This is a genomic window from Streptomyces sp. NPDC020884 (assembly GCF_044333935.1).
In the GTDB taxonomy this organism is placed as follows: Bacteria; Actinomycetota; Actinomycetes; order Streptomycetales; family Streptomycetaceae; genus Streptomyces.
In genome coordinates this window covers 301106-326212 of the sequence record NZ_JBIRRY010000003.1, presented here as the reverse complement: position 1 = coordinate 326212, position 25107 = coordinate 301106, and the positions used below count along the sequence as shown (strand labels likewise).

21 protein-coding genes and 3 tRNA genes are annotated in these 25107 nt (G+C 67.3%); 21 read left to right on the top strand and 3 right to left on the bottom strand.

The features are described from left to right. Nucleotides 1–207: 207 nt before the first annotated feature. The 6 genes from ACH4UK_RS12400 to ACH4UK_RS12375 all read left to right on the top strand — a co-directional run bounded on the left by ACH4UK_RS12400 (nucleotide 208) and on the right by ACH4UK_RS12375 (nucleotide 2848). Nucleotides 208–280, top strand: a tRNA-Thr gene (locus ACH4UK_RS12400). 45 nt (nucleotides 281–325) lie between these two features. Further along, nucleotides 326–398 (top strand) — tRNA-Met (locus ACH4UK_RS12395). An 89-nt stretch (nucleotides 399–487) separates the two neighbouring features. Continuing rightward, nucleotides 488–652 carry a 50S ribosomal protein L33 gene (gene rpmG / locus ACH4UK_RS12390; RefSeq protein WP_003956487.1) on the top strand — a complete coding sequence of 55 codons (165 nt, stop codon included), beginning with the start codon at nucleotides 488–490 and terminating at the stop codon, nucleotides 650–652. Between the two features lie 111 nt (nucleotides 653–763). After that, nucleotides 764–1216, top strand: coding sequence for a MaoC family dehydratase N-terminal domain-containing protein (locus tag ACH4UK_RS12385; RefSeq protein WP_398355973.1), 453 nt, complete (start codon nucleotides 764–766; stop codon nucleotides 1214–1216). Further along, entirely contained in the window at nucleotides 1216–1644 is a 429-nt protein-coding gene (locus ACH4UK_RS12380; protein WP_398355972.1) for a MaoC family dehydratase, read from the top strand. The genes ACH4UK_RS12385 and ACH4UK_RS12380 overlap by 1 nt, the downstream gene beginning before the upstream one ends. A gap of 148 nt (nucleotides 1645–1792) precedes the next feature. Next, complete coding sequence (locus ACH4UK_RS12375) at nucleotides 1793–2848, top strand: UDP-N-acetylmuramate dehydrogenase (RefSeq protein ID WP_398355971.1); 1056 nt, start codon at nucleotides 1793–1795, stop codon at nucleotides 2846–2848. 19 nt (nucleotides 2849–2867) lie between these two features. Here the strand turns inward: ACH4UK_RS12375 and ACH4UK_RS12370 are convergent, their stop codons facing one another. Beyond that, entirely contained in the window at nucleotides 2868–3503 is a 636-nt protein-coding gene (locus tag ACH4UK_RS12370; RefSeq protein WP_398355970.1) for an NAD(P)-dependent oxidoreductase, read from the bottom strand. 98 nt (nucleotides 3504–3601) lie between these two features. Here ACH4UK_RS12370 and ACH4UK_RS12365 point away from each other — a divergent pair, with 98 nt between their 5' ends. Then, on the top strand, nucleotides 3602–4228 hold the full coding sequence (locus ACH4UK_RS12365) for a TetR/AcrR family transcriptional regulator (protein WP_398355969.1): 627 nt from the start codon (nucleotides 3602–3604) through the stop codon (nucleotides 4226–4228). Here the strand turns inward: ACH4UK_RS12365 and ACH4UK_RS12360 are convergent. Together ACH4UK_RS12360 and ACH4UK_RS12355 are read right to left on the bottom strand one after the other, a co-directional pair. Continuing rightward, nucleotides 4221–5234: an adenosine deaminase gene (locus ACH4UK_RS12360; RefSeq protein WP_398355968.1), complete on the bottom strand. Its 1014-nt coding sequence runs from the start codon at nucleotides 5232–5234 to the stop codon at nucleotides 4221–4223. The genes ACH4UK_RS12365 and ACH4UK_RS12360 overlap by 8 nt on opposite strands. 140 nt (nucleotides 5235–5374) lie before the next feature. Beyond that, nucleotides 5375–6601 carry a pyridoxal phosphate-dependent aminotransferase gene (locus tag ACH4UK_RS12355; RefSeq protein ID WP_398355967.1) on the bottom strand — a complete coding sequence of 409 codons (1227 nt, stop codon included), beginning with the start codon at nucleotides 6599–6601 and terminating at the stop codon, nucleotides 5375–5377. A 212-nt stretch (nucleotides 6602–6813) separates the two neighbouring features. Between ACH4UK_RS12355 and ACH4UK_RS12350 the strand changes: the two genes are divergently transcribed. From ACH4UK_RS12350 to tuf, 14 genes are all read left to right on the top strand, one after another. Then, nucleotides 6814–6886, top strand: a tRNA-Trp gene (locus ACH4UK_RS12350). Between the two features lie 106 nt (nucleotides 6887–6992). Beyond that, complete coding sequence (gene secE, locus ACH4UK_RS12345) at nucleotides 6993–7280, top strand: preprotein translocase subunit SecE (protein WP_215107274.1); 288 nt, start codon at nucleotides 6993–6995, stop codon at nucleotides 7278–7280. Between the two features lie 73 nt (nucleotides 7281–7353). Then, nucleotides 7354–8283, top strand: a complete 930-nt coding sequence (nusG, locus tag ACH4UK_RS12340; RefSeq protein WP_398355966.1) for a transcription termination/antitermination protein NusG — start codon at nucleotides 7354–7356, stop codon at nucleotides 8281–8283. 176 nt (nucleotides 8284–8459) lie between these two features. After that, the gene (rplK, locus tag ACH4UK_RS12335) at nucleotides 8460–8894 is read left to right on the top strand and encodes a 50S ribosomal protein L11 (protein ID WP_024494105.1); all 435 of its coding nucleotides are present in this window, start codon (nucleotides 8460–8462) and stop codon (nucleotides 8892–8894) included. Between the two features lie 80 nt (nucleotides 8895–8974). Then, nucleotides 8975–9697, top strand: coding sequence for a 50S ribosomal protein L1 (rplA, locus tag ACH4UK_RS12330; protein ID WP_215107270.1), 723 nt, complete (start codon nucleotides 8975–8977; stop codon nucleotides 9695–9697). 170 nt (nucleotides 9698–9867) lie between these two features. Further along, complete coding sequence (locus tag ACH4UK_RS12325; protein ID WP_398355965.1) at nucleotides 9868–10797, top strand: hypothetical protein; 930 nt, start codon at nucleotides 9868–9870, stop codon at nucleotides 10795–10797. Between the two features lie 274 nt (nucleotides 10798–11071). After that, entirely contained in the window at nucleotides 11072–11629 is a 558-nt protein-coding gene (gene rplJ, locus ACH4UK_RS12320; RefSeq protein ID WP_398355964.1) for a 50S ribosomal protein L10, read from the top strand. An 83-nt stretch (nucleotides 11630–11712) separates the two neighbouring features. After that, on the top strand, nucleotides 11713–12096 hold the full coding sequence (rplL, locus tag ACH4UK_RS12315) for a 50S ribosomal protein L7/L12 (RefSeq protein WP_398355963.1): 384 nt from the start codon (nucleotides 11713–11715) through the stop codon (nucleotides 12094–12096). Nucleotides 12097–12736: 640 nt separating this feature from the next. Beyond that, nucleotides 12737–16222 (top strand): DNA-directed RNA polymerase subunit beta, encoded by a 3486-nt coding sequence (gene rpoB, locus ACH4UK_RS12310; RefSeq protein WP_398355962.1) that lies wholly within the window; start codon nucleotides 12737–12739, stop codon nucleotides 16220–16222. A 98-nt stretch (nucleotides 16223–16320) separates the two neighbouring features. Beyond that, nucleotides 16321–20220 carry a DNA-directed RNA polymerase subunit beta' gene (locus ACH4UK_RS12305; RefSeq protein WP_069754082.1) on the top strand — a complete coding sequence of 1300 codons (3900 nt, stop codon included), beginning with the start codon at nucleotides 16321–16323 and terminating at the stop codon, nucleotides 20218–20220. 463 nt (nucleotides 20221–20683) lie between these two features. Next, a complete protein-coding gene (rpsL, locus tag ACH4UK_RS12300) occupies nucleotides 20684–21055 on the top strand; it encodes a 30S ribosomal protein S12 (protein WP_003948652.1) in 372 nt (123 codons plus the stop codon). 2 nt (nucleotides 21056–21057) lie between these two features. Beyond that, nucleotides 21058–21528 (top strand): 30S ribosomal protein S7, encoded by a 471-nt coding sequence (gene rpsG / locus ACH4UK_RS12295; RefSeq protein ID WP_007445917.1) that lies wholly within the window; start codon nucleotides 21058–21060, stop codon nucleotides 21526–21528. 38 nt (nucleotides 21529–21566) lie between these two features. Then, a complete protein-coding gene (gene fusA, locus ACH4UK_RS12290; protein ID WP_398355960.1) occupies nucleotides 21567–23696 on the top strand; it encodes an elongation factor G in 2130 nt (709 codons plus the stop codon). A gap of 157 nt (nucleotides 23697–23853) precedes the next feature. Further along, on the top strand, nucleotides 23854–25047 hold the full coding sequence (gene tuf, locus ACH4UK_RS12285; protein WP_398355959.1) for an elongation factor Tu: 1194 nt from the start codon (nucleotides 23854–23856) through the stop codon (nucleotides 25045–25047). Nucleotides 25048–25107 lie beyond the last annotated feature (60 nt).

The following is a 25107-nucleotide window of genomic DNA, read 5'->3' as shown; positions in this document are numbered from 1 at the left end:
GGGCGTGCGGGGGCGGCTTCCGGGAGGAGCGGAATAGTCGTACCGGTGCGCCTGTGCCGGACGCCGGCGGGGCCGGGTCCGGAGTCGCGCGTGGCCTGGATCAAGGCCTGATCAGGGGGTGTGGGCGGCCCCGGGCGGGGGGCCGGAGCGTGCGTCACAAACGGATTTGGGCAACCGGCGGGGGACCGTGTAATGTCTTCATCGCTCGCCCCAATAGCTCAGTCGGTAGAGCGTCTCCATGGTAAGGAGAAGGTCTGCGGTTCGATTCCGCATTGGGGCTCTGGTGATCGGGAACTCCCGCTTCGGCGGGAGGACTCATCATCAAAGCGGTGTAGCTCAGTCGGTAGAGCAAGCGGCTCATAATCGCTGTGTCACCGGTTCAAGTCCGGTCACCGCTACTAACGGTAGCCGATTGTTGGGTCGGTCCTTCGATCGGCTACTCTTTTATGCGTTCATCCGTCCATCCGTCCGTCCAAGGAGCACTCACGTGGCTGCCACCGACGTCCGCCCGAAGATCACGCTGGCCTGCGTGGAGTGCAAGGAGCGGAACTACATCACCAAGAAGAACCGGCGTAACAACCCGGACCGTCTTGAGATGAAGAAGCACTGCCCGCGCTGCAACTCGCACACCGCGCACCGCGAAACACGCTGAATCAGGCTCGTACACGAGGCCGTCCCCTCTGGGGGCGGCCTCGTGTCGTTGTCTGGGGTCGTCCCCGCATGGCGTGCCCTTATTCGACTTTCATCAGGAGGTAGCGAGCTCATGGCGCTCGACCAGTCCTTCGTGGGGCGGACCTATCCGCCCACTCCGGCGTACGAGGTCGGCCGGGAGAAGATCCGCGAGTTCGCCGAGGCGGTGGGTGACACCCATCCGGCGTACGTCGACGCGGAGGCCGCCCGTGCGCTCGGTCATGCCGATGTGATCGCGCCGCCCACGTTCGTCTTCTCGATCACCTACCGGGCGGCCGGAGCGGTGGTGCAGGACCCGCAGCTGGGCCTGGACTTCAGCCGGGTGGTGCACGGCGACCAGAAGTTCTCGTACGTGCGTCCGGTGCGGGCGGGGGACCGGCTGACGGTCACCTCGACGATCGAGGGCATCAAGTCCCTTGCCGGCAACGACATCCTGGACGTCCGCGGGGATGTGCACGACGAGGCCGGCGAACTGGTGGTCACGACGTTGATGAAGCTGGTGGCGCGCGCCGCCGAGGAGGCGTGATGACGGCAAAGGTCTCTTACGGTTCGGTCGAGGTCGGCACGGAACTGCCGGCGCGGACGTTCCCGGTGACACGGGCCATGCTCGTGCAGTACGCGGGCGCCTCGGGCGACTTCAACCCGATCCACTGGAACGAGAAGTTCGCGCGCGAGGTCGGGCTGCCGGATGTGATCGCGCACGGCATGTTCACGATGGCCGAGGCGGTCCGGGTGGTCACGGACTGGGCCGGCGACCCGGGCGCGGTCGTGGACTACGGAGTGCGTTTCACGAAGCCGGTCGTCGTGCCCAACGACGACAAGGGCGCACTGATAGAGGTCAGCGGCAAGGTCGCCGCGAAGCTCGACGACAACCTGGTCCGGGTGGACCTGGTCGCCCTGTGTGACGGCAAGAAGGTGCTGGGGATGTCCCGGGCCGTGGTCCGGCTCGCCTGAGGCGTACCGGCGCGGAGCTCGGAGGTGAGGGGCGTTCCTCCTGCGGAGGGGCGCTCGGGGTCGCGGTGGCCGCCTGAGCCTCCGGACCCCGGTGTACGGTCCGTGGCCCCGCACGAGCGGCGGGGGCGCGGACCGTACTCTTGTCCCCGTGCAGGAACTCCACGACACCCCCCTCGCCCCCCTGACCACCTTCCGGCTCGGCGGCCCCGCCGCCCGGCTGCTGACCGCCACGACCGACGCCGAGGTGATCGCCGCCGTGCGCGAGGCCGACGCGAGCGGCACCCCGCTGCTGGTGATCGGCGGCGGCTCCAACCTGGTCATCGGGGACAAGGGCTTCGACGGCACCGCGCTGCTGATCGCCACGAAGGGCTTCGCGCTCTCGGGCACGTCGTTGGAGCTGGCGGCCGGTGAGGTGTGGACCGACGCCGTCGCCCGGACCGTCGAGGCGGGCCTCGCGGGCATCGAGTGCCTGGCGGGCATCCCCGGATCCGCGGGCGCGACGCCCATCCAGAACGTCGGGGCGTACGGGCAGGAGGTGTCCTCCACCATCACGGAGGTCGTCGCCTACGACCGGCACACGCAGGAGACCGTGACGATTCCGAACGCCGCGTGCGCATTCTCGTACCGCCACAGTCGTTTCAAGGCAGAACCCGATCGCTTCGTTGTGCTCCGCGTCCGATTCGAGCTGGAAGAGGCCGCCGGGCTTTCCGCGCCCCTCAGGTACCCCGAAACGGCCAGGGCGATGGGCGTCGAACAGGGTGACCGCGTTCCCGCCGCGGCGGCCCGGGAGACCGTGCTGAAACTCCGCGCCGGCAAGGGCATGGTGCTCGACCCCGAGGACCACGACACCTGGTCGGCAGGGTCCTTCTTCACCAATCCGATCCTCGACCAGGCCGCGTTCCAGGACTTCCTCGACCGGGTCGGCCAGCGTCTCGGCCCGGACGTGACGCCTCCGGCGTTCCCCGCCGGGGACGGCCGGACCAAGACCTCGGCGGCCTGGCTGATCGACCGCGCCGGATTCACCAAGGGCTACGGCAGCGGCCCCGCCCGGATCTCCACCAAGCACACCCTCGCCCTCACCAACCGGGGCGCGGCCACCACCGAGGACCTGCTCGCCCTGGCCCGCGAGGTCGTCGCCGGGGTGCACGCCGCCTTCGGCGTCACCCTGGTCAACGAGCCGGTGACGGTCGGCGTCAGCCTGTGACCCGCCGGGACGCCGCCGCTCAGTAGGCGATGCCCACGCCCTGCCGTACGGCCGCCGGGTCGTCGATCAGCGCCAGCATGGCGTGCGCCGCATCGGCCCGGGAGATGGACCGGCCGCTGCGTGGCGCACCGCCCACGACCCGGCGGTAGACGCCCGTACGCGGCCCGTTCGTCAGCTTCGGCGGCCGTACCGAGGTCCAGTCCGTCGCACTGCCGGCCAACGCCGCCTCCATCCGGGCGAGATCGGTGTACAACTCCGCCAGGACCGCCCCGATCCCCTTGCGCAGCAACCGGTCGACCAGCGGATCGCCCTCCGGCTCCGGCCCGACCGGCGCCGCGCTCACCACCAGCAGCCGGCGCACCCCCTCGGTCTCCATCGCCGTCAGGATCTTCCCCGTGAGCCGCTCGGCGACGCCGTTCGCCCTGCGGCCGCGCGAACCCAGCCCCGAGAGCACCGCGTCCCGCCCCGCCACCGCAGCCCGCACCGCCGCCGGATCGTCCAGCCGGACGACAGCGTGCGGCGCCGCGTGCTCCAGCGGCCCCGGGATCCGGTCCGGGTCGCGGACCACGGCCGTCACCTCGTGGCCCGCCGCGAGCGCCTGCCCCACGATCTCCAGGCCGACGCCGCCGGTCGCCCCGAACACGGTGATCCTCATAGCGCGCCTCCTGGTGGGTGAGTGTTCACTAACCCCTACAGTGGGTGGCTTCCCGCCCGGTCGTCAAGATCTTCGCCCCACCGTCGCTTGGAGCACGCATGGACCAGAAGCCCGCCCGCGTACGGATCGTCGACGCGGCGCACGAGCTGATGCTCTCCATCGGCCTGGGCCGGACCACCACCAAGGAGATCGCCAGGGCGGCCGGCTGCTCGGAGGCGGCGCTCTACAAGTACTTCACCAGCAAGGAAGAGCTGTTCGTCACCGTCCTCACGGAGCGGCTGCCCCGGCTCGGGAACCTGCTCGGCGACCTGACCGCCGGCGAGGGCAGCGTCGAGGGCAACCTCGCCGACGTCGCCCGGCAGGCCGCCCTGTTCTACGAGCAGACCTTCCCCATGGCCGCGTCCCTGTACGCCGAACCCCAGCTCAAGCGCCGTCACGAAGAGGGCCTGCGGGAACTGGGGGCCGGGCCCCACCTGCCGATCCGGCAACTCGACGGCTACCTGCGCGCCGAGCAGCGAGCGGGCCGGGTCCGGGCCGACGCGGACACCTATGCTGCGGCCTCGCTGCTGCTGGGCGCCTGCGCCCAGCGGGCCTTCGCCTACTCCGCGCTCCCCGACGGCGCGCCCCCGCAGACCCTGGACGACTTCGCCGCCTCCCTCGCCCGCACGCTGCTGGCCGGGATCGTCCCGGGGGCTTCTGGCGGGATCCCGGCCGGGATCAGCTAGCCAGCCAGTGGTCGATCCCGGACAGCAGCTTCTCCCGTACGTCCACGGGGGCCGCCGATCCGCGCACCGACTGGCGGGCCAGCTCGGCCAGCTCCGCGTCGGTGAAGCCGTGGTGGCGGCGCACCAGTTCGTACTGGGCGGCCAGCCGCGAACCGAACAGCAGCGGGTCGTCCGCCCCCAGCGCCATCGGCACACCCGCGTCGAACAGAGTGCGCAGGGGGACGTCGGCGGGCTTCTCGTAGACACCGAGCGCCACATTGGACGACGGGCAGACCTCGCAGGTGACCCCGCGCTCGGCGAGCTTGCGCAACAGCCGGGGGTCCTCGGCGGCGCGCACGCCGTGGCCGATGCGCGAGGCGTCCAGGTCGTCGAGGCAGTCGCGCACGCTGGAGGGCCCGGCGAGCTCCCCGCCGTGCGGAGCCGCCAGCAGACCGCCCTCGCGGGCGATGGCGAAGGCCCGGTCGAAGTCGCGGGCCATGCCCCGCCGCTCGTCGTTGGAGAGCCCGAAGCCGACGACGCCCCGGTCCGCGTACCGCACGGCGAGCCGGGCCAGCGTGCGGGCGTCCAGCGGGTGCTTCATCCGGTTGGCGGCGATCACCACGCGCATGCCCAGGCCGGTGTCCCGGGCTGCGCTGTCCACGGCGTCGAGGATGATCTCGATGGCCGGGATCAGCCCGCCGAGCAGTGGGGCGTACGAGGTGGGGTCGACCTGGATCTCCAGCCAGCCGGAGCCGTCCGCGACATCCTCCTGGGCGCTCTCGCGCACCAGGCGGTGGATGTCCTCCGGGGACCGCAGGCAGGACCGGGCGATGTCGTAGAGCCGCTGGAAACGGAACCAGCCGCGCTCGTCGGTTGCCCGTAGTTTGGGGGGCTCGCCGCCGGTCAGGGCGTCGGGGAGATGGACCCCGTACTTGTCGGCGAGTTCGAGCAGGGTGGTAGGCCGCATCGACCCGGTGAAGTGCAGGTGCAGGTGGGCCTTGGGCAACAGACGTACATCACGCTCCATTGGAAGATCCTGCCGCACGGGCGGGCCGGAGCGGTAGCCGCTTTCCCTTTTAGGGGGGCCACTCGAACAAAAAGCGCCCCCGGCCGGTGGAGGATTCCACCGGCCGGGGGCGCTTTTTGTTCGAGTGGCTTCGTGACCGGTCAGGCCTTGGCCTCGCCCAGCAGCTTCTGGATCCGCGAGACGCCCTCGATGAGGTCGTCGTCGCCCAGGGCGTAGGAAAGGCGCAGGTAGCCCGGGGTGCCGAAGGCCTCACCCGGGACGACGGCGACCTCGGCCTCGTCCAGGATGAGGGCGGCCAGCTCGACGCTGGTGGCCGGGCGCTTGCCGCGGATCTCCTTGCCGAGCAGACCCTTCACCGACGGGTAGGCGTAGAACGCGCCCTCGGGCTCCGGGCAGAGCACGCCGTCGATCTCGTTGAGCAGCCGCACGATGAGCCCCCGGCGGCGGTCGAAGGCGGTGCGCATCTCGGCGACGGCGTCCAGCGGGCCGGAGACGGCGGCGAGCGCGGCGACCTGGGCGACGTTGGAGACGTTGGAGGTGGCGTGCGACTGGAGGTTGGTCGCGGCCTTCACGACGTCCTTCGGGCCGATGATCCAGCCCACCCGCCAGCCGGTCATCGCGTACGTCTTGGCGACGCCGTTGACGACGATGCACTTGTCGCGCAGCTCGGGGACGATCGCCGGGAGCGAGGTGAACGTGGCGTCGCCGTAGACGAGGTGCTCGTAGATCTCGTCGGTGAGCACCCACAGGCCGTGCTCGACGGCCCAGCGGCCGATGGCCTCGGCGTCGGCCCGGCTGTAGACGGCGCCGGTCGGGTTGGACGGCGAGACGAACAGGACGACCTTGGTCTTCTCGGTGCGCGCGGCCTCCAACTGCTCGACGGAGACCCGGTAGCCGGTGGTCTCGTCGGCGACGACCTCGACCGGGACACCGCCCGCGAGCCGGATCGACTCGGGGTAGGTGGTCCAGTAAGGGGCCGGGACGATGACCTCGTCGCCCGGGTCGAGGATCGCGGCGAAGGCCTCGTAGATGGCCTGCTTGCCGCCGTTGGTCACCAGGATCTGGCTGGCCTCGACCTCGTAGCCGGAGTCGCGCAGCGTCTTCTCCGCGATGGCGGCCTTGAGCTCGGGGAGCCCCCCGGCCGGGGTGTAGCGGTGGTACTTCGGGTTGCGGCAGGCCTCGACCGCGGCCTCGACGATGTAGTCGGGCGTCGGGAAGTCGGGCTCGCCGGCCCCGAAGCCGATCACCGGACGCCCGGCGGCCTTGAGAGCCTTGGCCTTGGCGTCGACGGCGAGGGTCGCGGACTCGGAGATCGCACCGATGCGGGCGGAAACCCGGCGCTCGGACGGTGAAGTTGCAGCGCTCATGGCCCCATGCTCCCAGACCGCGAAAGCCGTCGGCACAGGGGTTTCAGAGACCGGACAGGACCCGGACAGCATCCGGACAGGACCGGTCGGTAGTTGTCTGTTCGACGCGGCGGCCCCGAGCACGTACACTCACCTGTCGTTGGCCTTCACCAGCCGCACCGTTCCTGCACCCGGTCACCGGGAAAGATGCGGTAGGTTGGTGGAAACCACAAAGGGTCGTAGCTCAATTGGTAGAGCACTGGTCTCCAAAACCAGCGGTTGGGGGTTCAAGTCCCTCCGGCCCTGCTACACACTCCTTCGCCGGGATGTGTGCGCATGTACGTACTTCATTGCACAGCCGTGCGGCTCCACCGGGCGCGGCACGGCCACGACCCGGAATCAGGTGAGTAGCGTGACGGACGCCGTGGGCTCCATCGACATGCCTGATGCTGAGGATGAAGCTCCCGAGTCGAAGAAGAAGGCTCGGAAGGGCGGCAAGCGCGGCAAGAAGGGCCCTCTGGGTCGGCTCGCGCTGTTCTACCGCCAGATCGTCGCCGAACTCCGTAAGGTTGTCTGGCCGACCCGTAGCCAGCTCACGACGTACACCTCCGTGGTGATCGTGTTCGTCGTCGTCATGATCGGTCTTGTTACCGTTCTGGACATGGGCTTCGCCCGGGTCATCAAGTACGTCTTCGGCTGATCTCGCGGAAGGCGTCCGACCCGGCGCCCCTTTCGCACGTTCCACCCTTTGTATCCAGGAAGAAGCAGCCATCGTGTCTGACCCGAACCTGAACGACGCCGTCGAGCCCGAGGCTGGCGCCTTCGAGTCCGCCAAGGACGAGCTCGACATCGTTGAGGCTGCTGACTCCGTGGACCCGGACCAGGCCGAGGCCGCCGACCTCGCCGCGGGCGAGCCCGCCGAGCAGGCCGCCGTGAACGTCGAGTCCGACGAGTCCGATGAGTCCGACGAAGACACCGCGGGTTCCGACGCCGTCGAGGAAGAGGCCGCCGAGGCGGTCGAGGTCGACGACGAGAACGCCGACGACGAGAGCACCGACGAGGAAGAGGCCGAGCCGGCCGCCCCCGTCGACCCCGTCGCCGCCCTGCGCGAAGAGCTCCGCACTCTCCCCGGCGAGTGGTACGTCATCCACACGTACGCCGGTTACGAGAAGCGCGTGAAGGCCAACCTCGAGCAGCGCGCCGTCTCGCTGAACGTGGAGGAGTTCATCTATCAGGCCGAGGTGCCTGAAGAGGAAATCGTCCAGATCAAGAACGGCGAGCGCAAGAACGTCCGGCAGAACAAGCTCCCCGGCTATGTGCTGGTGCGCATGGACCTGACGAACGAGTCCTGGGGCGTCGTGCGGAACACGCCGGGCGTCACCGGCTTCGTGGGCAACGCCTACGACCCGTACCCGCTGACCCTGGACGAGATCGTGAAGATGCTCGCCCCGGAGGCCGAGGAGAAGGCCGCCCGCGAGGCCGCCGAGGCCGAGGGCAAGCCGGCTCCGTCCCGCAAGGTCGAGGTCCAGGTGCTGGACTTCGAGGTCGGCGACTCGGTCACCGTCACGGACGGCCCGTTCGCCACGCTGCAGGCCACGATCAACGAGATCAACGCCGACTCGAAGAAGGTCAAGGGCCTCGTCGAGATCTTCGGCCGCGAGACCCCGGTCGAGCTCAGCTTCGACCAGATCCAGAAGAACTAGCGCTTCCCGCCGGTTACTGGACACATGCCTACCCAGCAGGTCAGAGAGGCTTCACAGCCGCTCTGACCTGCTGGGTTTTTGGTCGCACAGCTATACCCGTTATCGTTGTGCGGTATGCCTCCATCCGGATGACCGGAATCGGCGGCGAAACACTCTCATAGGACCCGGAGAGAGCAATGCCTCCCAAGAAGAAGAAGGTCACGGGGCTTATCAAGCTCCAGATCAACGCCGGTGCGGCGAACCCGGCCCCGCCGGTCGGCCCCGCGCTCGGTCAGCACGGCGTCAACATCATGGAGTTCTGCAAGGCCTACAACGCCGCGACCGAGTCGCAGCGTGGCATGGTCGTGCCGGTGGAGATCACGGTCTACGACGACCGCTCCTTCACCTTCATCACGAAGACTCCGCCGGCCGCCAAGCTGATCCTCAAGGCCGCGGGTGTGGACAAGGGCTCCGGCGAGCCGCACAAGACCAAGGTCGCCAAGCTGACGGCCGCCCAGGTCCGCGAGATCGCCACGACGAAGCTCCCCGACCTGAACGCCAATGACCTTGACGCCGCGTCGAAGATCATTGCCGGCACCGCCCGCTCCATGGGCATCACGGTCGAAGGCTGATTCAGCCCCGTAACCCCCAGTGGTAGGACCAAGCGCTGGTCCGCACCACGACTCCACACTCTGAAACCACAGGAGTAGAAGTGAAGCGCAGCAAGAACCTCCGCGCTGCGGACGCCAAGATCGACCGGGAGCGCAACTACGCCCCGCTCGAGGCCGTCCGTATCGCCAAGGACACCGCCTCCACGAAGTTCGACAGCACCGTCGAGGTCGCCTTTGCCCTGGGTGTCGACCCGCGCAAGGCCGACCAGATGGTCCGTGGCACCGTGAACCTCCCGCACGGCACCGGCAAGACCGCCCGGGTCCTGGTCTTCGCGACCGGTGACCGTGCTGCGGCCGCGGAAGCCGCTGGAGCCGACATCGTCGGCGCCGACGAGCTCATCGACGAGGTGGCGAAGGGCCGTCTGGACTTCGACGCCGTCGTCGCCACCCCGGACCTCATGGGCAAGGTCGGCCGTCTGGGCCGCGTGCTCGGTCCGCGTGGCCTGATGCCGAACCCGAAGACCGGCACCGTCACCCCCGATGTCGTGAAGGCTGTCAACGACATCAAGGGCGGCAAGATCGAGTTCCGCGTCGACAAGCACTCGAACCTGCACTTCATCATCGGCAAGACCTCGTTCGACGAGACGAAGCTGGTGGAGAACTACGCAGCGGCGCTGGACGAGATCCTCCGTCTGAAGCCGTCCGCCGCCAAGGGCCGCTACATCAAGAAGGCCACCCTGGCCACCACGATGGGCCCCGGCATCCCGCTGGACTCCAACCGCACCCGCAACCTCCTCGTCGAGGAGGACCCGGCCTCCGTCTGAGCCACTGTGCTCACCCGGTAGCCGCGTCGTACGCGTGCACTGTGTGAACGGGCCCCGCAACCTTTCGAGGTGCGGGGCCCGTCCTCGTATCCGTAAGGCCCCATGCCTGTCAGTGCCCTATGACACTGTTGTGCGGGGGACGAAGGACGATACGAGGGGTGGACGGTTACATGAGGACGAGCACGGCACGACGCATGGGTACGGCTCTGGCCGCCGCGGCGGCACTGACGTCGATGGCGGCCTGCAGTGGCTCCGACGGCTCGGGGGGCTCCAGCGGCTCCGGCGGCTCCGGCAGCAAGGACAAGGCCGGCGCGGTCGGCAAGGCGAGCCCGGTGGCCGCGCTGAAGCAGGTGCAGCTGAAGACCGGCGGCGCCCAGTCCGCGCGGATCGAGGGCACCACCGAGATGGGCAGCGCCGTGTCCATGAAGCAGTCCGGGGCCATCGGCTGGGCCGACGGCCTCTCGGGCGCGCTGACCATCACGTACACCGGCGGCACCATGGGCGACGCCCTGAAGCAGTCCGGCGGCGACGGCTCGGTGCAGGCGCGCTACTTCAAGGACGAGTACTACGCCAACATGGGCGACGCCATGGCGGCCAGCACGGGTGGCAAGCACTGGATCCGCTATGCCTACAAGGACCTCGCCGAGCTGGGCGGGGCCTCCGGCGACGTCATGAAGGACCAGATCCAGAACAGCACGCCCGAGCAGGGCGTGAAGTCGCTCCTGGCCTCCGGCGACGTGAAGAAGGTCGGCCAGGAGGACGTCCGCGGGGTCCCCGCGACGCATTACTCCGGCACCGTCGACGTGGCCGAGCTGACCGCGAAGAACAGCAACCTGGACGCGAAGCAGCTGGCCGCGTTCAAGGAGCAGCTCGCGCTGGCCGGGGTGACCACGCAGACCGTCGACATCTGGGTCGACAAGAACGACCTGCTGGTGAAGAAGACCGAGCGCGGCGAGATGAAGACCGGCGCGTTCAACTCGACGCTCTTCTACAGCGACTACGGCACCGAGGTCCCCTCGGAGCAGCCGCCGGCCTCGGACACCGTGGACTTCAAGGAACTGCTGAAGCAGCAGGGCGGCGCCACGGGCGGCGCCTCCTGACACCTCCCGCAAGGGACGAACGGGGACGGATTTGCTCCGCCCGTATCCGGTCGCGTACTCTCACCAGGAAGCCAAAGACCGCTGGTCGTCACCGCGCTCTCGCAAGGGGGACGGTGACCGAAGGTTCCGCTAGATCGGACGACCTGCGCAGGTGACTGTGGAACGCTCCCGGACTCTGTTCGGTCGAGCCGCGCCCTGGCACTTGTGCTGGGGCGTTTCGTCTTTCCCGGCCCCTTCTGAGCGGTCCTCATCACCCGGAAGGAGGCCGACGCTCATGGCAAGGCCCGACAAGGCTGCCGCGGTAGCCGAGCTGACGGACCAGTTCCGCAGCTCGAACGCCGCCGTGCTGACCGAGTACCGGGGTCTCACCGTGGCACAGCTCAAGGAGCTGCGCCGTTCGCTCGGTGAGAACGCCCAGTACGCCGTGGTGAAGAACACGCTGACCAAGATTGCGGCCAACGAGGCCGGGATCGACACGCTGGACGACCTGTTCTCGGGTCCGACGGCGGTTGCCTTCGTCACCGGTGACCCGGTGGAGTCGGCGAAGGGTCTTCGTGACTTCGCCAAGGACAACCCCAACCTCATCATCAAGGGCGGTGTCCTTGACGGTAAGGCGCTGTCCGCCGATGAGATCAAGAAGCTCGCGGACCTCGAGTCCCGCGAGGTTCTGCTCTCCAAGCTGGCCGGTGCCATGAAGGGCAAGCAGACTCAGGCTGCGCAGCTCTTCCAGGCTCTGCCGTCGAAGTTCGTCCGCACCGCGGAAGCTCTTCGTGCCAAGCGGGAAGAGCAGGGCGGTGCCGGTACTCCGGCTCCCGCCGAGGCCGCCGAGTAATTTCGCTCAGCGGTCCAGCGGGCTCCACGTACGCCCGCCGACACATACATCCGGCACCTGCCGAATAGTGGAAGGACGCCATCATGGCGAAGCTCAGCCAGGAAGACCTGCTCGCTCAGTTCGAGGAGCTCACCCTCATCGAGCTCTCCGAGTTCGTGAAGGCCTTCGAGGAGAAGTTCGACGTCACCGCCGCCGCGGCCGTCGCCGTTGCCGGTCCGGCCGGTCCGGGCGCCGTTGCCGAGGCCGCTGAGGAGCAGGACGAGTTCGACGTCATCCTCACCGGTGCCGGCGAGAAGAAGATCCAGGTCATCAAGGTCGTGCGTGAGCTGACCTCGCTGGGTCTCAAGGAGGCCAAGGACCTCGTCGACGGCACCCCGAAGCCGGTCCTCGAGAAGGTCGCCAAGGAGGCCGCCGAGAAGGCTGCCGAGTCCCTCAAGGCCGCCGGCGCTTCCGTCGAGGTCAAGTGACTTCGAGAGTCTCCTGACTCTCCCGAGGCCGTCCTCGCCGTAAGGCGATGACATCACCTCACCGAAGGGCGATCACCCATCCGGGTGGTCGCCCTTCGGCGTGCCCGTGGCGGGTCCCTTGCTCTTCCGCCGACGACGAGTAGGGTGATCTTCGCCGTGCGCCTCTCGCAGGCCCCCCAGGGGCGTCCTGCGGGCTTCCCGGGGGCGGCCGGTGAAGGCTCCTGGAGGTCCGATCGGACCGGCGGGCCTTGACGAACCGGACGCGGCGCGCAATTCTCAGGACGCGTCATCACTTCGATCCGTATCCGAGGCATGGATCGAGAGTGAAGAGGGCAGTAAAGAAGAGCGCACCCCGCGCGAGGGCTAGGGCTAGACATAGGTGTTGAGAACAGCTGTTGAGAGCAACGTGGGTCTCTGAGAACCCCGACTGGACATCAGTGTGCCGCTTGGCTACACTGACCCTTTGCGCTGCCTGTTAGCTGCCTCCTGCCCGTCACCAGGGGCATGCCCACGCTGAAGCACCGATGACCGACCCCCTTCGACCTGGTCGTTTTGCGACCGATTCGGAATGGTCTGTCTTTGTGTCCAGGGTGGGACCGGTACGCGCGTAGTGAGTCCGAGCCCTCGGAAGGACCCCCTCTTGGCCGCCTCGCGCAACGCCTCGACCGCGAATACGAACAACGGTGCCAGCACCGCCCCGCTGCGCATCTCTTTTGCAAAGATCAAGGAGCCCCTCGAGGTTCCGAACCTCCTCGCGCTGCAGACCGAGAGCTTTGACTGGCTCCTCGGCAACGCCGCCTGGAAGGCTCGCGTCGAGGCTGCTCTGGACAGTGGACAAGACGTCCCCACCAAGTCCGGCCTGGAGGAGATCTTCGAGGAGATCTCACCGATCGAGGACTTCTCCGGGTCGATGTCGCTTACGTTCCGCGACCACCGCTTCGAGCCCCCCAAGAACTCGATCGACGAGTGCAAGGAGCGCGACTTCACGTTCGCCGCGCCGCTCTTCGTCACGGCCGAGTTCACCAACAACGAGACCGGCGAGATCAAGTCCCAGACGGTCTTCATGGGCGACTTCCCGCTCATGACCAACAAGGGCACCTTCGTCATCAACGGCACCGAGCGTGTCGTCGTGTCGCAGCTGGTCCGCTCGCCGGGTGTCTACTTCGACTCCTCGATCGACAAGACGTCCGACAAGGACATCTTCTCCGCCAAGATCATCCCTTCCCGGGGTGCCTGGCTGGAGATGGAGATCGACAAGCGCGACATGGTCGGTGTCCGCATCGACCGCAAGCGCAAGCAGTCGGTCACCGTCCTCCTCAAGGCTCTCGGCTGGAGCACCGAGCAGATCCTGGAGGAGTTCGGCGAGTACGAGTCGATGCGCGCCACCCTGGAGAAGGACCACACCCAGGGCCAGGACGACGCACTGCTCGACATCTACCGCAAGCTGCGTCCCGGCGAGCCGCCGACCCGCGAAGCTGCTCAGACGCTGCTCGAGAACCTCTACTTCAACCCGAAGCGCTACGACCTCGCGAAGGTCGGCCGCTACAAGGTGAACAAGAAGCTCGGCGCGGAAGAGCCGCTCGACGCCGGTGTTCTCACCAGCGACGACATCATCGCGACCATCAAGTACCTGGTGAAGCTGCACGCCGGTGAGCTCGAGACCGTCGGTGAGTCGGGTCGGACGATCGTCGTCGAGACCGACGACATCGACCACTTCGGCAACCGTCGTCTGCGCAACGTCGGCGAGCTCATCCAGAACCAGGTCCGTACGGGCCTGGCGCGGATGGAGCGCGTCGTGCGTGAGCGCATGACGACCCAGGACGTCGAGGCGATCACGCCGCAGACCCTGATCAACATCCGGCCGGTCGTCGCCTCCATCAAGGAGTTCTTCGGCACCAGCCAGCTGTCGCAGTTCATGGACCAGAACAACCCGCTGTCGGGTCTCACCCACAAGCGCCGCCTGTCGGCTCTTGGCCCGGGTGGTCTCTCCCGTGAGCGGGCCGGCTTCGAGGTCCGTGACGTGCACCCGTCCCACTACGGACGCATGTGCCCGATCGAGACCCCTGAAGGCCCGAACATCGGTCTGATCGGTTCGCTCGCCTCCTACGGCCGCGTCAACGCGTTCGGCTTCATCGAGACGCCGTACCGCAAGGTCGTCGACGGCCAGGTCACCGACGAGGTCGACTACATCACGGCCGACGAGGAGGACCGCTTCGTCATCGCCCAGGCGAACGCGACGCTCTCCGACGAGCTGCGCTTCACCGAGCCCCGCGTCCTGGTCCGCCGTCGTGGCGGAGAGGTCGACTACGTGCCCGGCACGGACGTCGACTACATGGACGTCTCGCCGCGCCAGATGGTGTCCGTCGCCACCGCGATGATCCCCTTCCTGGAGCACGACGACGCCAACCGTGCCCTCATGGGCGCGAACATGATGCGTCAGGCGGTGCCGCTCATCAAGTCCGAGGCCCCGCTCGTGGGCACCGGCATGGAGTACCGCTGCGCCACCGACGCCGGGGACGTCCTCAAGGCCGAGAAGGACGGTGTGGTCCAGGAGGTCTCCGCGGACTACATCACCGTCACGAACGACGACGGCACGTACACCACGTACCGCATCGCCAAGTTCATGCGCTCCAACCAGGGCACCTCGGTCAACCAGAAGGTCGTCGTCGCCGAGGGCGACCGGATCGTGGCCGAGCAGGTGCTCGCCGACGGACCGGCCACCGAGAACGGTGAGATGGCCCTCGGCAAGAACCTGCTCGTGGCGTTCATGCCGTGGGAGGGTCACAACTACGAGGACGCGATCATCCTGTCGCAGCGCCTCGTGCAGGACGACGTCCTCTCCTCGATCCACATCGAGGAGCACGAGGTCGACGCCCGTGACACCAAGCTCGGCCCGGAGGAGATCACCCGGGACATCCCGAACGTCTCCGAAGAGGTCCTCGCCGACCTCGACGAGCGCGGCATCATCCGGATCGGCGCCGAGGTCGTCGCCGGCGACATCCTCGTCGGCAAGGTCACGCCCAAGGGCGAGACCGAGCTGACCCCCGAGGAGCGCCTGCTCCGCGCGATCTTCGGTGAGAAGGCGCGCGAGGTGCGCGACACCTCGCTGAAGGTGCCGCACGGTGAGATCGGCAAGGTCATCGGCGTCCGCGTCTTCGACCGCGAAGAGGGCGACGAACTGCCGCCGGGCGTGAACCAGCTGGTCCGCGTCTACGTCGCGCAGAAGCGCAAGATCACCGATGGTGACAAGCTCGCCGGCCGTCACGGCAACAAGGGCGTCATCTCCAAGATCCTGCCGATCGAGGACATGCCGTTCCTGGAGGACGGCACCCCGGTCGACATCATCCTCAACCCGCTGGGTGTCCCGTCCCGAATGAACCCGGGACAGGTCCTGGAGATCCACCTCGGCTGGCTCGCCAGCCGCGGCTGGGACGTCTCCGGCCTCGGTGACGAGTGGGCCCAGCGCCTGCAGGCCATCGGCGCCGACCAGGTCGCCCCCGGCACCAACGTCGCCACGCCCGTCTTCGACGGTGCGCGCGAGGACGAGATCACCGGCCTCTTCCAGGCCACGATCCCCAACCGCGACGGCGACCGCCTGGTCCAGCCCTCCGGCAAGGCCCAGCTGTACGACGGCCGCTCCGGCGAGCCGTTCCCGGACCCGGTCTCGGTCGGGTTCATGTACATCCTCAAGCTGCACCACCTGGTCGACGACAAGCTCCACGCGCGTTCGACCGGCCCGTACTCCATGATCACCCAGCAGCCGCTGGGTGGTAAGGCACAGTTCGGTGGACAGCGCTTCGGTGAGATGGAGGTGTGGGCCCTTGAGGCTTACGGCGCCGCATACGCCCTCCAGGAGCTCCTGACGATCAAGTCCGACGACGTGACCGGCCGCGTGAAGGTCTACGAGGCCATCGTCAAGGGCGAGAACATCCCCGAGCCCGGCATTCCCGAGTCCTTCAAGGTGCTCATCAAGGAAATGCAGTCGCTCTGCCTCAACGTGGAGGTGCTGTCCTCGGACGGCATGTCCATCGAGATGCGCGACACGGACGAGGACGTCTTCCGCGCGGCGGAGGAACTCGGTATCGACCTGTCCCGGCGCGAGCCGAGCAGCGTCGAAGAGGTCTGACGGGCCGGCCGGCCGCCTCATCCCGAGGCGGCCGGCCCTCCCCGGACCCGTTCAGACCATTGATTGAGACGAGACCCCGAAAGAGGGATTGACGACAAGTGCTCGACGTCAACTTCTTCGACGAGCTGCGGATCGGCCTTGCCACCGCGGACGACATCCGGACCTGGTCGCACGGCGAAGTGAAGAAGCCGGAGACCATCAACTACCGCACGCTCAAGCCCGAAAAGGACGGACTCTTCTGCGAGAAGATCTTCGGTCCGACCCGGGACTGGGAGTGCTACTGCGGCAAGTACAAGCGTGTCCGCTTCAAGGGCATCATCTGTGAGCGCTGCGGCGTCGAGGTCACTCGCGCCAAGGTGCGTCGTGAGCGGATGGGCCACATCGAGCTTGCCGCTCCCGTCACCCACATCTGGTACTTCAAGGGCGTTCCCTCGCGCCTCGGATACCTGCTGGACCTCGCGCCGAAGGACCTCGAGAAGGTCATCTACTTCGCCGCGTACATGATCACGTTCGTGGACGAGGAGCGTCGTACCCGCGACCTGCCGTCCCTGGAGGCCCACGTCTCCGTCGAGCGCCAGCAGACCGAGAACCGCCGCGACTCCGACCTGGAGGCCCGCGCCAAGAAGCTCGAGACCGACCTGGCCGAGCTGGAGGCCGAGGGCGCCAAGGCCGACGTGCGCCGCAAGGTGCGCGAAGGCGCCGAGCGTGAGATGAAGCAGCTGCGCGACCGTGCGCAGCGCGAGATCGACCGCCTCGACGAGGTGTGGAGCCGCTTCAAGAACCTCAAGGTCCAGGACCTGGAGGGCGACGAGCTGCTCTACCGCGAGCTGCGTGACCGCTTCGGCACGTACTTCGACGGCTGCATGGGCGCCGCGGCGCTGCAGAAGCGCCTGGAGTCCTTCGACCTCGACGAGGAGGCCGAGCGCCTCCGCGAGATCATCCGGACCGGCAAGGGCCAGAAGAAGACCCGTGCGCTCAAGCGCCTCAAGGTCGTCTCCGCGTTCCTGCAGACCAGCAACAAGCCCAAGGGCATGGTGCTCGACTGCGTTCCGGTCATCCCGCCGGACCTGCGTCCGATGGTGCAGCTGGACGGTGGCCGCTTCGCGACCTCCGACCTGAACGACCTGTACCGCCGTGTGATCAACCGCAACAACCGCCTCAAGCGTCTCCTTGACCTCGGCGCCCCCGAGATCATCGTGAACAACGAGAAGCGGATGCTGCAGGAGGCCGTCGACGCGCTGTTCGACAACGGCCGCCGCGGTCGCCCGGTCACCGGTCCCGGTAACCGCCCCCTGAAGTCCCTGAGCGACATGCTCAAGGGCAAGCAGGGTCGCTTCCGTCAGAACCTCCTCGGCAAGCGCGTGGACTACTCCGCGCGTTCCGTGATCGTCGTCGGTCCGCAGCTCAAGCTGCACCAGTGCGGTCTGCCGAAGGCGATGGCGCTGGAGCTCTTCAAGCCGTTCGTGATGAAGCGCCTGGTGGACCTGAACCACGCGCAGAACATCAAGTCGGCCAAGCGCATGGTCGAGCGTGGCCGCACCGTCGTGTACGACGTCCTCGAAGAGGTCATCGCCGAGCACCCGGTGCTGCTGAACCGTGCGCCCACCCTGCACCGTCTGGGCATCCAGGCCTTCGAGCCGCAGCTGGTCGAGGGCAAGGCCATCCAGATCCACCCGCTCGTCTGCACCGCGTTCAACGCGGACTTCGACGGTGACCAGATGGCCGTGCACCTGCCGCTCTCCGCGGAGGCGCAGGCCGAGGCCCGCATCCTGATGCTGTCCTCGAACAACATCCTGAAGCCGGCCGACGGTCGTCCCGTCACCATGCCGACCCAGGACATGGTGCTGGGCCTCTTCTTCCTCACCACGGACGAAGAGGGCCGCAACGTCAAGGGCACGGACCGCGCGTTCGGCTCCACCGCCGAGGCGACCATGGCCTTCGACGCCCGCGAGCTGTCGCTCCAGGCGAAGGTCGACATCCGCTTCCCGGTCGGCACCATGCCGCCGCGTGGCTGGGTGCCGCCGGTCGCCGAGGAGGGTGAGCCGGAGTACCAGCCGGGCGACACCTTCCGGCTGCGGACCAGCCTGGGCCGCGCGCTCTTCAACGAGCTGCTGCCCGAGGACTACCCGTTCGTCGACTACTCGGTGGGCAAGAAGCAGCTCTCCGAGATCGTCAACGACCTGGCCGAGCGCTACCCCAAGGTCATCGTGGCGGCGACGCTCGACAACCTGAAGGCGGCGGGCTTCCACTGGGCGACCCGTTCGGGCGTCACCGTGGCCGTCTCCGACATCGTCGTGCCCGAGGCCAAGAAGGCCATCGTCAGGGGCTACGAGGAGCAGGACGAGAAGGTCCAGAAGCAGTACGAGCGCGGTCTGATCACCAAGGACGAGCGCACGCAGGAGCTCATCGCGATCTGGACCAAGGCGACCAACGAGGTTGCCGAGGCGATGAACGCGAACTTCCCGAAGACGAACCCCATCTTCATGATGGTCGACTCGGGCGCCCGAGGAAACATGATGCAGATGCGTCAGATCGCGGGTATGCGTGGTCTGGTGTCGAACGCCAAGAACGAGACGATTCCTCGTCCCATCAAGGCGTCCTTCCGCGAGGGCCTCACCGTTCTGGAGTACTTCATCTCCACGCACGGTGCCCGTAAGGGTCTGGCGGACACCGCCCTGCGTACCGCCGACTCGGGTTACCTGACCCGTCGTCTGGTGGACGTCTCGCAGGACGTGATCATTCGCGAGGAGGACTGCGGCACCGACCGCGGCCTCAAGCTGAAGATCGCGGTCAAGGGCGCCGACGGCGTGCTCCGCAAGACGGAGGACGTCGAGACCTCGGTCTACGCCCGCATGCTCGCCGAGGACGTCGTGGTGGACGGCAAGGTCATCGCGCCTGCCAACGTCGACCTCGGTGACGTCCTGATCGACGCCCTGGTGGGCGCCGGCGTCGAGGAGGTCAAGACCCGCTCGGTCCTGACCTGTGAGTCCGCGGTCGGCACCTGTGCCTTCTGCTACGGACGCTCGCTCGCCACCGGCAAGCTGGTCGACATCGGTGAGGCGGTCGGCATCATCGCCGCCCAGTCCATCGGTGAGCCCGGCACCCAGCTGACGATGCGTACCTTCCACACCGGTGGTGTGGCCGGTGACGACATCACCCAGGGTCTGCCCCGAGTCGTCGAGCTCTTCGAAGCCCGTACGCCCAAGGGTGTCGCCCCGATCTCCGAGGCCAAGGGCCGCGTGCGGATCGAGGAGACCGAGAAGACCAAGAAGCTCGTCGTCACCCCGGACGACGGCAGCGACGAGACGGCGTTCCCGATCTCGAAGCGTGCCCGTCTGCTCGTGGGCGAGGGCGACCCGGTCGAGGTGGGCCAGAAGCTCACCGTCGGTGCCACCAACCCGCACGACGTGCTGCGCATCCTCGGCCAGCGTGCGGTCCAGGTCCACCTGGTCGGCGAAGTCCAGAAGGTCTACAACTCGCAGGGCGTGTCGATCCACGACAAGCACATCGAGATCATCATCCGGCAGATGCTCCGCCGGGTGACGATCATCGAGTCCGGCGACGCGGAGCTGCTTCCGGGCGAGCTGGTCGAGCGGTCGAAGTTCGAGACCGAGAACCGTCGTGTGGTCACCGAGGGCGGTCACCCCGCCTCCGGCCGTCCGCAGCTGATGGGTATCACCAAGGCCTCGCTCGCCACCGAGTCGTGGCTGTCGGCGGCGTCCTTCCAGGAGACGACCAGGGTCCTGACCGACGCGGCGATCAACGCCAAGTCGGACTCCCTGATCGGTCTCAAGGAGAACGTCATCATCGGTAAGCTCATCCCGGCCGGTACGGGCCTGTCCCGCTACCGCAACATCCGGGTCGAGCCGACCGAGGAGGCCAAGGCCGCGATGTACTCGGCCGTCGGCTACGACGACATCGACTACTCGCCGTTCGGTACGGGCTCCGGCCAGGCCGTTCCGCTGGAGGACTACGACTACGGTCCGTACAACCAGTAAGCGAGTGCTTGTCGCTTGAACGACCGGAGGGCGGTCACCCCGTACGCAACGGGGTGGCCGCCCTCCGGCGTGTGTGCCCTCCCGGGCTCCGGGAGGGCCTCTCCCGGCCCGGCAGGGCCGTGGTGGACCCCGGGAGCGGCGCACGGGATCCGGCAGCCGCACGGACTGCTGACGGCCGGGCGTCACGGCCCGTCGGGAGTGGTCGCCGACCCCGGCGTGTCGGCGTGGACTGCATTTGTTTTGACCCAGCTCCGTGAGGTAGGTACGCTCAAGCCTTGTGCCTGGGGTGTGCCTGGGCTCGTGTGCGTGTCCTCAACCGCACTGCGAGTCCGTCAGTAGCCACCGCAATCTGCGCCCCTTCTGCCCTGAGGGCAGGAGTCCGCAGTATTCGACACACCCGACCGCGTGGGTCGGCGATGTTCCAGGTTAGTTTCACGAACGGCACACAGAAACCGGAGAAGTAGTGCCTACGATCCAGCAGCTGGTCCGGAAGGGCCGGCAGGACAAGGTCGAGAAGAACAAGACGCCCGCGCTCGAGGGTTCGCCCCAGCGTCGCGGTGTCTGCACGCGTGTGTTCACGACCACCCCGAAGAAGCCGAACTCGGCGCTCCGTAAGGTCGCGCGTGTGCGTCTGACCTCCGGCATCGAGGTCACGGCCTACATCCCGGGTGAGGGACACAACCTGCAGGAGCACTCCATCGTGCTCGTGCGTGGTGGCCGTGTGAAGGACCTGCCGGGTGTTCGATACAAGATCATCCGCGGCTCCCTTGACACCCAGGGTGTCAAGAACCGCAAGCAGGCCCGCAGCCGCTACGGCGCCAAGAAGGAGAAGTAAGAATGCCTCGTAAGGGCCCCGCCCCGAAGCGCCCGGTCATCATCGACCCGGTCTACAGCTCTCCTCTTGTCACCTCGCTGATCAACAAGATCCTCCTCGACGGCAAGCGTTCCACCGCCGAGCGGATCGTGTACGGCGCCATGGAAGGCCTCCGCGAGAAGACCGGCAACGACCCGGTCATCACGCTGAAGCGCGCGCTTGAGAACGTCAAGCCCTCGCTCGAGGTCAAGTCCCGCCGTGTCGGTGGCGCCACCTACCAGGTGCCGATCGAGGTCAAGCCCGGTCGCGCCTCCACCCTCGCTCTGCGCTGGCTCGTCGGTTACTCCCGCGCCCGCCGCGAGAAGACCATGACCGAGCGCCTCATGAACGAACTGCTCGACGCCTCCAACGGCCTCGGCGCAGCGGTCAAGAAGCGTGAGGACACCCACAAGATGGCCGAGTCCAACAAGGCCTTCGCGCACTACCGCTGGTAGTCGCTACCCCCATCGAGACCGAGAGAAGATTGAGCCTTATGGCCACCACTTCGCTTGACCTGGCCAAGGTCCGCAACATTGGGATCATGGCCCACATCGACGCGGGGAAGACGACCACCACTGAGCGGATCCTCTTCTACACCGGTGTGAGCTACAAGATCGGTGAAGTCCACGACGGCGCTGCCACGATGGACTGGATGGAGCAGGAGCAGGAGCGCGGCATCACGATCACGTCCGCCGCGACGACCTGCCACTGGCCGCTCAATGATGTTGACCACACCATCAACATCATCGACACCCCGGGTCACGTCGACTTCACCGTCGAGGTGGAGCGTTCGCTCCGCGTCCTCGACGGCGCCGTCACCGTGTTCGACGGTGTGGCCGGCGTTGAGCCGCAGTCCGAGACCGTCTGGCGTCAGGCGGACCGCTACGGCGTGCCGCGTATCTGCTTCGTCAACAAGCTCGACCGCACCGGTGCCGAGTTCCACCGCTGTGTCGACATGATCGTCGACCGCCTGGGCGCGGTCCCGCTCGTCATGCAGCTCCCCATCGGCGCCGAGGCCGACTTCAAGGGCGTCGTCGACCTCGTGTCGATGAAGGCCTTCGTGTGGCCCGAAGAGGCCGCCAAGGGCGAGATGTACGACACCATCGAGATCCCGGACACGCACAAGGAAGCCGCCGAGGAATGGCGCGGCAAGCTCCTTGAGGCCGTCTCCGAGAACGACGACGCCATGATGGAGCTGTACCTGGAGGGCGTCGAGCCCACCGAGGACCAGCTGCACGAGGCGATCCGTCGGATCACGCTGGCGTCGAAGGGCAGTGCCGACTCCGTCACGGTCACCCCGGTGTTCTGTGGCACCGCGTTCAAGAACAAGGGCGTCCAGCCCCTGCTCGACGCGGTCGTGCGCTACCTGCCTTCCCCCCTGGACGTCGAGGCCATCGAGGGCCACGACGTGAAGGACCCGGAGAAGGTCATCCAGCGCAAGCCCTCGGACGACGAGCCGTTCTCCGGCCTGGCGTTCAAGATCGCGAGCGACCCGCACCTGGGCAAGCTCACCTTCGTCCGGATCTACTCCGGTCGCCTGGAGGCCGGCACCGCGGTGCTGAACTCCGTCAAGGGCAAGAAGGAGCGCATCGGCAAGATCTACCGCATGCACGCGAACAAGCGTGAGGAGATCGCATCGGTGGGCGCCGGCGACATCATCGCCGTCATGGGTCTCAAGCAGACCACCACCGGTGAGACGCTCTGCGACGACAAGAACCCGGTCATCCTGGAGTCCATGGACTTCCCGGCGCCGGTCATTCAGGTCGCCATCGAGCCGAAGTCCAAGGGTGACCAGGAGAAGCTGGGTGTCGCCATCCAGCGCCTCTCGGAGGAGGACCCCTCCTTCCAGGTGCACTCCGACGAGGAGACCGGCCAGACCATCATCGGTGGTATGGGCGAGCTTCACCTCGAGGTGCTCGTCGACCGCATGAAGCGCGAGTTCCGCGTCGAGGCGAACGTCGGCAAGCCCCAGGTCGCGTACCGCGAGACGATCCGCAAGGCCGTCGAGCGCATCGACTACACGCACAAGAAGCAGACTGGTGGTACCGGCCAGTTCGCGAAGGTGCAGATCGCCCTCGAGCCCATCGAGGGTGGCGACGCCTCCTACGAGTTCGTCAACAAGGTCACCGGTGGCCGTATCCCCCGTGAGTACATTCCCTCGGTGGATTCGGGTGCTCAGGAAGCCATGCAGTTCGGCATCCTGGCCGGTTACGAGATGGTCGGCGTCCGCGTCACCCTTCTCGACGGTGGTTACCACGAGGTCGACTCCTCGGAGCTCGCCTTCAAGATCGCCGGTTCGCAGGCGTTCAAGGAGGGTGCCCGCAAGGCCTCTCCCGTGCTCCTTGAGCCGATGATGGCCGTCGAGGTCACCACGCCCGAGGACTACATGGGCGATGTCATCGGCGACCTCAACTCCCGCCGTGGCCAGATCCAGGCCATGGAGGAGCGCAGCGGCGCTCGCGTCGTGAAGGGCCTCGTGCCCCTCTCGGAGATGTTCGGCTACGTCGGAGACCTCCGCAGCAAGACCTCGGGTCGCGCAAGCTACTCGATGCAGTTCGACTCCTACGCCGAGGTTCCGCGGAACGTCGCCGAGGAGATCATCGCGAAGGCCAAGGGCGAGTAACTCTCCCGAGCTCACGCTTTAGGCTTGACACCGGAGCCTGGCGGGCATTCGGCACAGCGCGCGAGCACTGTGCCGAATGCCCCCGGCGCCGGCACCCCAGCAAAGATCACCTGGCGCCGATGAAGCAAGGCGTACAGAACCACTCAGGAGGACCCCAGTGGCGAAGGCAAAGTTCGAGCGGACTAAGCCCCACGTCAACATCGGCACCATCGGTCACATCGACCACGGTAAGACGACCCTCACGGCCGCCATTACCAAGGTGCTGCACGACGCGTACCCGGACCTGAACGAGGCCTCGGCCTTCGACCAGATCGACAAGGCTCCCGAAGAGCGCCAGCGCGGTATCACCATCTCCATCGCGCACGTCGAGTACCAGACGGAGTCGCGTCACTACGCGCACGTCGACTGCCCCGGTCACGCGGACTACATCAAGAACATGATCACCGGTGCCGCGCAGATGGACGGCGCCATCCTCGTGGTCGCCGCCACCGACGGCCCGATGCCGCAGACCAAGGAGCACGTGCTCCTGGCCCGCCAGGTCGGCGTCCCCTACATCGTCGTCGCCCTGAACAAGGCCGACATGGTGGACGACGAGGAGATCCTGGAGCTCGTCGAGCTCGAGGTCCGCGAGCTGCTCTCCGAGTACGAGTTCCCGGGCGACGACCTCCCGGTCGTCAAGGTCTCGGCGCTCAAGGCGCTCGAGGGTGACAAGGAGTGGGGTGAGTCCGTCCTCAACCTGATGAAGGCTGTCGACGAGTCCATCCCGCAGCCCGAGCGTGACGTCGAGAAGCCGTTCCTCATGCCGATCGAGGACGTCTTCACGATCACCGGTCGCGGTACGGTCGTCACCGGCCGCATCGAGCGTGGTGTCCTGAAGGTCAACGAGACCGTCGACATCGTCGGTATCAAGACCGAGAAGACCACCACCACGGTCACCGGCATCGAGATGTTCCGCAAGCTGCTCGACGAGGGCCAGGCCGGTGAGAACGTCGGTCTGCTCCTCCGTGGCATCAAGCGCGAGGACGTCGAGCGCGGCCAGGTCATCATCAAGCCGGGTTCGGTCACGCCGCACACCGAGTTCCAGGCGCAGTCCTACATCCTGTCGAAGGACGAGGGTGGCCGTCACACCCCCTTCTTCAACAACTACCGCCCGCAGTTCTACTTCCGTACCACGGACGTGACGGGCGTTGTGACCCTTCCCGAGGGCACCGAGATGGTCATGCCGGGTGACAACACCCTCATGGACGTCGCGCTGATCCAGCCGGTCGCCATGGAAGAGGGCCTGAAGTTCGCCATCCGTGAGGGTGGCCGGACCGTGGGCGCCGGCCAGGTCACCAAGATCATCAAGTAGTTTCTGCTTGGTCCTTGGACCTGGTGGCTCACTGAGTCGCAAGAAGGGCCCCGCACCTCC